The sequence below is a fragment of the Holospora obtusa F1 genome, from assembly GCF_000469665.2.
GTDB lineage: Bacteria > Pseudomonadota > Alphaproteobacteria > Holosporales > Holosporaceae > Holospora > Holospora obtusa.
Window position 1 is genome coordinate 1 of the sequence record NZ_AWTR02000067.1, and the last position, 7,140, is coordinate 7,140.

The following is a 7,140-nucleotide window of genomic DNA, read 5'->3' on the forward strand; positions in this document are numbered from 1 at the left end:
AAGAACACAATCTAATCATCTATTTGCATCACTCATTGCATACTGCAAATTAGAATTATTGAAAGTGAAAACCTCATTGAATCATTTTGCAATAAAACAAAAACTATTGTTAAAAGCCAATGTTTTAATGTTCAATGAACTTCAAATTTTGAAAGGTGCTACGTAAGATGAGTAAATAAAATGATAATCAATAGGTGGTATTTACGTTATAAAAGCCAAAAAAATTTCTTCCCAAAGATACGTTTGGGTGCAAAGCCAACTTATAGAAAAAAGTCTTTTATTCAATTCCAGATGCTAGATCAGAAGCCAGTGGAGCACGGTATTGGTTAAGGCGCGTAGTTATAAAAAAATTTCCACTTATGTATAAGCAAGTAAATAAAAACGAAATACATACCAATAAATAATAAAATATATATCAGATAAAATTTTGTATACATTGAGGAAAGCAGGATAGAGCTAATCATTTGCAAAGATAGAAAATAGGGTAAAAAAAGCGAAAAACTTATTGATAAAAAGCGCGGCAAACATAGTAATTTAGCTTAAAAACGGGAAAAGAAGAAGGTATTTTTAAGAAAAAATGACAAAGAAACAATACAGCTTAAATCTAAGGGAACAAGTGAGTAAGTAGGTGGTAAATCAGGTTACCAAGAAGCAGGCCATGCTTAGGCAGTAAGGGCAAAATAGCCCCAGAAAATCTAAGGGTTTATGTCGAAGACCAATGCAGATAAAAATGAGCAAAAGATAGCAAAACTATTTAATGCTCGTATGTGTTTTTTGTATCGGCGGTGAAAAAAGCTAGGCTTTAGCTATAAAAAAATCTGTACCTACTTGCAAGAAAGCCAAGAAAAATGAAAGCGATATAAAAAAACTATAAAAAATATACCGTCAGAAAGTCTTGTATATATTGATGAAAGCGAGATGATCATTTGTGCAGAAACAGGATGGGGCAGAAAGGGGAAAAAGCTTGCTACTAAAAGAGCGGTAACTATTATAGCTGAGTATGTTAATCATAAATCGATAAAACCTATGGTATTTAGTGATTCTTGTGATACAAGATTATTTGAAGCTTGGGTAAAAGAGTTATAGAATCAGAACTTGGGCAAATTGTAATAATGAATAATGTTGCATTTTATAGATCACAAGGAACGAAAGAGTTGATCGAATCTGTAGGTTATCAACTTATCTTTTTACCGCCATACTCACCCGATGTGAATCCAATAGAGAAATTTTGGGCACATATGAAGTGATGAATTAGGAAAAAAATTGAGTTCTGACCGGGCTTATATCAGTCAACTAATGCTTTTTTATTTTATCATAATTTGAATACTTTTTCTTTTTGATATTATTTTTAAAGAATTTGAGCAAAATTCGTCAAATTTTAATCACAATCAAAACCATATGTTATTGGGACTGAACAAGCGTTGTCTATCCCAAAGAAGTAGCCCATAAAAATTTAGCTTACATGCCTTGCTAATACAAAAAAGCACAAAAGACATGTTTGAGAGGTCCAGTTTATACTCGAAATCAGCTTATTTTTAGCCTAAAATGAGCGTTGACTGCCATTTTTCGACATTTTTTGAGGAATCGTATTCGTAATTTTTATGCACTGATCCCAAAAAGATGCTGAAATTTTTGAGAATTTTTACCAATTCAAATATTTATTTTATGGACATGGGAATTTTTCCTGCAAGTTAGCTTATGATGTTTTTATACACATTTTTTTAAAATTGAACATTTACAAATGATCTATTTTATTAAAGAAATAATGATTGACATAATTCATTGTTTTGATTAGAGTATTTATATAGTTTTGAATAAGCAAAGCATTGATGAAGTTAAATTTTTTTTTATTGTTAATATATATGGCAGGAAGCTCAAGTATTTCTTTGGGGGGTAACGAAAAATTTACAAAAACAGAACTATTTCAAGTTTTAATTCAAGGAACATGGGATCGTGCGCATGTACGAAGTATTATTGACATTTTAAGCAATGAAAATTTGTTATCAAAAATCGGAGGCGTTAAAAATCCTATTGTTTTTTATACCTTAAAAAAAATGAAAAGAAATGCACTTGATGGAGCGGAGGTCCTTGATTTTCTTAAAAATTTTTTACCAATTCATGTTGTGGATTTATTTGAAGTGTTTCCTGAAAAGATGTCTAAATTTATTAAAAAAAATTCCTTGAATTTTATAAAATATTTTGGACATTTAGAAAATATCAAAAAAATTATGAAAATTTTTTTAATAAAATTTGAAGGAGAATCTGAGCAGTTGGTGGAATTTTTGGATGCATTCAAAAATGATTCAAATTTTTCGTCCATCATTGGGATATTTGCTAAAGAAATTCAAGAACATAATTTTTCTGAATTTGAACTCTCTAACGAAGATTTTCCTAAAGTTGCTTCATGGCTTTCATTGACTGAAGCAAAAGATCTAAAGGCCATGTTAGAGTGCTTGATGTTAAGATATTATTTGTATTACGCAGATTATGAACATGAGGGGCATTTTGAGGAGCATGCATTTCTTCAAGCAGCGGCAAATATTCAAAAAAACATTTGTCTAAAAACGCAACAGTTGAGTGATGTGGATTTTTTTCAAATTTGGAATGAATTTATAATTCATGGCAGGTTATGCATTCCTCAAGCTGTGTATCAATTGGATAAAAGAAAAATAGAAAGCAGTGGAGTGTTGTTGGCAGTTCTTAATCTTGAAATGGAAAAAAATGCTCCAAACTATCACAGAAAGAAAGGAATGTTAGCTGCGATAGTTGGAAAAATTTTGCCTCAATACAGAGAGAAACAATTTTTGAAAAATGATCAAGAGTTTGTACAAAATATGCTAAACACGAGAGATTTTCTAAATTATTTCGACAAAATTAAAAATTTTAGTGCAGATTATGGTGATGTATTTTTAAAATTAGTAAAAAAAATTCCCCAATTACTAGACCGTTATCAATGTTTAAAATATTTTCATGAGTGGATTGATAAAAATCCCGACTATAATATAATATTGTGTCAAAATGAGGACGGCGCTGTGCTTACTTTTGATTATGATGCGTTAAAAAAAATGTTTGATTATGAAAAAGAGGCTGCGAATTTTTCAAATTTATTAGTAAATTTTATTGATATCATTTTTCAAAATTCAATCGGGACAAGAATTCATAAACTTCTTTATCAGGATTTAATTTCGTATCTCCCCTATGTGAAAACAGAGAAATTGTCAACTATTTTAGAGTGTTTATTGTCAAAAGACTCGGAGTGTTACTTTTTTGCTCACTCTAAAAATGAACAAAAAATGATTCTTTCTAAAGTTAATGAATTGATAGGGGATGAATTTTGTGCTATGGTTCAAAAAGTTTATAATTTTTCTTCCCCTGTTTGCGAGGATGTTTTGCGGGTATTAAAAGAGAAAAGTTTAATTTTTTCGGGGAAGCAGCAAATAGACAAGATTTAATTTAATTCAATTTCAGAGCATTAAAAAAACAAAATATTTTTTGTGTGTTATAGCAAAAGCAATTAAATTATGATAAAGTAAAAAAGTACAAATTGACTGATATAAGCACTGGCAGAACTCAATTTTCTGCCTAATTTATCGCTTCATATTTTCCCAAAATTTCTTAATTAGATTTAAATTAGGTGAATAAGGTGGTAAAAAAACAATCCTAAACCCAACAGATTCAATTCATTTTTTGGTTCTTTGAGATTGATCAAATGAACATTATCCATGATTACAACTTGTCCGGGGTTTAATGCTTTTATCAAAAACTGCGCTCCCCAAGCTTTGAATGATTGCGTATTACAAGAACCATTAAAAACCATCGAAGTAATCGCTTTATTATTTATAGTAATTTAGCCGAAAAAAGGAGATGCTATTTTTAAGAAAAAATGATAAATAAACAAAACAGCTTAGATCTAAGGCAGAGAGTAATAGAATATATTAAGCTTGGTAACACTCAAAGCACGACATCCAAGATATTTAAAGTTAGTAAAACTAGCGTTAGTAGGTGGCGATCAGGTTATCAAGAAGCAGAGTCCATTAGAGCCAGCAAGGGCAAAATAGCCCCAGAGAAGCTAAGGATTTATGTCGAAGGCCAATGAAGATAAAGAAATAGCAAAGATAGCAAAACTATTTAATGCTAGTATTTCTGTGTATCGGAGTTGAAAGAAGCTAGGCTTTAGCTATAAAAAAACTGTTACCTATTTGCAAGTAAGCCAAAAAAACGAGAGCGATATTGAGATGACCATTTGTGCAGACACAAGGATGGGGCAGAAAAGGGAAAAAGCTTGTTGCTAAAAAGCGGTAACTATTATCAGCGGACAAATATTAGCTGGGTATGTTAATCATAAATCGATAAAACCTAGGGTATTTAATAGTTCTTGTAACACACAATTATTCGAAGCTTGGGGGGCGCAGTTTTTGATAAAAGCATTAAACCCCGGATAAGTTGTAATCATGGATAATGCTTCATTTCATCAATCTCAAAGAACCAAAAAATGAATTGAATCTGTTGGGTTTGGGATTGTTTTTTATCACCTTATTCACCTAATTTAAATCTAATTAAGAAATTTTGGGAAAGTATGAAGCGATGGATTAGGCAAAAAATTGAGTTCCGTCAGGGCTTATATCAGTCAATTAGTGCTTCTTTTAGTTTATCATAATTCGAATGCTTTTACTATAAACTGTAAACAAAATTTTGCCCTCTTTCTCAAAAACTAGTTACGCAGCAGGTCTAATATAAGAAAGGATCGTATCTAATGCAACCTACATTACTACAATTTTATTTTTTTCTATAAAAAGCTCAATAAAAAACTAAAATTTAATTTTTGAAAAAATTGATCAAAAATTAAGATTTTTATTCGAATTTTTCAGTGTAGAATCTTTTAATCCAATCTGATACACTAAAGCTATCAATAAGTATGAATTAGATATAGATCGGTATGCATTTAGATTTTGAAAGCGTTGTTGTAAAACTTCAAGACCAGATTGAAGCTTTGAAAAGTATTTCCGGAGATCAGGTTAAAATTCAAACAGAAATTTTACGCCTCGAAGAAAAACGAAAAAAGTTACTTTCAAATTTGTATAAAAATCTTACGGCATGGCAAAAAGTATTAGTTGCTCGTCATGAACAGCGTCCTAAAACTTCTGCTTACATTCAACACTTAATAAAAGATTTTTTTCCGTTGTGTGGAGATAAAACGTTTGGAGACGATTTTGCAATTCAGGCTGGGTTGGGGCACTTTTGTGGTAGAACTGTGCTTGTGTTAGGTCATGAAAAAGGTCACGATACTGAAAGTCGTCTTAAGCATAATTTCGGTATGCCTCACCCAGAAGGATATCGAAAAGTATTGCGATGTATGGATTTTGCACAACGTTTTCAATTTCCAATTTTAACTTTTATCGACACAGCAGGAGCTTACGTAGGAACGCAAGCAGAAGAACGAGGGCAAGCTTATGCAATAGCAGCATGTTTAGAAAAGAGTTTTTTGCTAGATGTTCCTATAATTTCCGTGATTATTGGAGAAGGAGGGTCTGGGGGGGCCATAGCTTTGGCGACTGCCAATAGAGTTTTTATGCTAGAACATTCTGTCTATTCTGTAATTTCTCCAGAAGGGTGCGCCTCTATTTTATGGAGAAGTCGTGATAAAAGAGAAGAGGCAGCGGTAGCGCAAAAATTAACTGCACAAGACCTGAAAACATTGAAAGTTATTGATGATATAATTCCAGAACCTTTGGGGGGGGCACATCGCGATCCTGAAGCTACTATCAAAGCAGTAGAAAAACAATTAAGTCTCACGCTACAAGAAAATTTTAAAAATGCTAAAGCGGAGCGTCGAATTAAATTTTTGGAAATGGGGAATAAATTTGTTTTAACTCCCCACAAAAATTACTCTTTTTCAAAGGAGCTAAATACAGAAAAGAGTACATAAAAGAGGATCGTTAGACGCACAAAATATAGTTTAAGTGCGTGAAGAAAAGCCGTCAAAGAGTGTGAACGAACACATAAGTCGATGTTATAGTCAATTAAGTTGAGGTTTTCATAAAAAGTATTTTATGTTTAGAAAAAATGCTCGGATCATATATTCAGAAAATGCTCACTGTGATGGTTTAATATCAGTATTTACTTTTTGCGTAAATGCATGAACGCTAACTTAATTTGCTATATAGAAAAATTTTGAATTAATATAGCTAATACGATATAAAAATAGCATGATTATTTCTGAGTTTAATTGAAAAAAATAAATGAGGAAAGTAAAATGACATATTTTATACATTTTCGTAAAAAAGCACTAAAGCTATAAGAGGAAGGAGAATCTTTTGCAAAGCTGGCAAAGAGATTTAAAAATTCCACCACGAATATCAGTACATGAAAAAAAGAGTTAGAACTCAAGAAGAACAGGAACAAATCATGGAAAAAGCTTAACAAAGAAAATTTGATACAAGATATTAGAGAGTATCTGTTTAGTTCCAAATTCTTATGGTATAACCTATAAGGCACTAAAGAAGGTTAATGTATGGGAAGTATACTGCATGAAAATGCCAAGACGACGCTTCGAGTCCGAAAAGAAATACAAAACTTTGGGAGAGCACCGAAGAAATAGTAAAGCATTTGGGCCTTCAGTTTTGAAGTAAAAGAAATGCGGTTATTTTGAAAATAAACGCTCTGGCCCTGCACAGCCAAAGCATTTTATCTGCAACAGAAGCAAGAAATCGTGTGTGAATTCAGACGCGTTTCTAAGCTTCCGCTTGATGATGTTTATAGTGCTTTGAAAGAAAAGATTTCCAATCTCATAGGCTCTAATCTGCATTGATGCCTCTTGTCTAAATGTCTTACCCAAAAAAGAGTCGGCTTTTGAAAAAAAGAAATTTATCCCTTTGGATTTGTTTATATTGACAGTACAAAAGGTCCGCACAGATCAGAAAAATGCGACCTTTTTATGGCCATTGAGCGGGCCAAAAAGTACGTTTATGTCGAGCTCCATTCAAAGATGTCGGTTAGCGAGTCAAGTGCATTTTTGAAAATATGATCGCCAATTGTCCTTTTAAAATAACTGATGTTACGCAGCAATAGTTGATTTTTGCTTGAAATAATCATATTTTTCGTCCGTAAGTTTTTAAGGACAAAACATGAAACTGGATCTTC

7 protein-coding genes and 1 pseudogene are annotated in these 7,140 nt (G+C 31.9%); 7 read left to right on the top strand and 1 reads right to left on the bottom strand.

Annotated features, from left to right (window positions below; translation table 11 throughout):
• From P618_RS09345 to P618_RS03895, 4 genes and pseudogenes are all read left to right on the top strand, one after another.
• Positions 1 to 166: pseudogene (locus tag P618_RS09345) on the top strand (IS701 family transposase); the annotation flags it as partial.
• A gap of 752 nt (positions 167 to 918) precedes the next feature.
• Entirely contained in the window at positions 919 to 1,086 is a 168-nt protein-coding gene (locus P618_RS06810; RefSeq protein ID WP_021827077.1) for a hypothetical protein, read from the top strand.
• The gene (locus tag P618_RS09350; protein WP_021827078.1) at positions 1,068 to 1,247 is read left to right on the top strand and encodes a transposase; all 180 of its coding nucleotides are present in this window, start codon (positions 1,068 to 1,070) and stop codon (positions 1,245 to 1,247) included. The genes P618_RS06810 and P618_RS09350 overlap by 19 nt, the downstream gene beginning before the upstream one ends.
• Before the next feature lie 582 nt (positions 1,248 to 1,829).
• Positions 1,830 to 3,452 carry a hypothetical protein gene (locus P618_RS03895; protein ID WP_021827079.1) on the top strand — a complete coding sequence of 541 codons (1,623 nt, stop codon included), beginning with the start codon at positions 1,830 to 1,832 and terminating at the stop codon, positions 3,450 to 3,452.
• Positions 3,453 to 3,587: 135 nt separating this feature from the next.
• Here the strand turns inward: P618_RS03895 and P618_RS09355 are convergent, their stop codons facing one another.
• Positions 3,588 to 3,680, bottom strand: a complete 93-nt coding sequence (locus tag P618_RS09355) for a transposase (RefSeq protein WP_075260904.1) — start codon at positions 3,678 to 3,680, stop codon at positions 3,588 to 3,590.
• A 203-nt stretch (positions 3,681 to 3,883) separates the two neighbouring features.
• Here P618_RS09355 and P618_RS09360 point away from each other — a divergent pair, with 203 nt between their 5' ends.
• The 3 genes from P618_RS09360 (at position 3,884) to P618_RS03910 (ending at position 5,926) form a co-directional block, all read left to right on the top strand.
• Entirely contained in the window at positions 3,884 to 4,096 is a 213-nt protein-coding gene (locus P618_RS09360) for an IS630 transposase-related protein (protein WP_021827081.1), read from the top strand.
• A 405-nt stretch (positions 4,097 to 4,501) separates the two neighbouring features.
• Positions 4,502 to 4,657 carry a transposase gene (locus tag P618_RS09365; protein ID WP_156918996.1) on the top strand — a complete coding sequence of 52 codons (156 nt, stop codon included), beginning with the start codon at positions 4,502 to 4,504 and terminating at the stop codon, positions 4,655 to 4,657.
• Positions 4,658 to 4,936: 279 nt separating this feature from the next.
• Positions 4,937 to 5,926, top strand: coding sequence for an acetyl-CoA carboxylase carboxyltransferase subunit alpha (locus P618_RS03910; protein ID WP_021827082.1), 990 nt, complete (start codon positions 4,937 to 4,939; stop codon positions 5,924 to 5,926).
• The last annotated feature ends 1,214 nt before the right edge of the window (positions 5,927 to 7,140 follow it).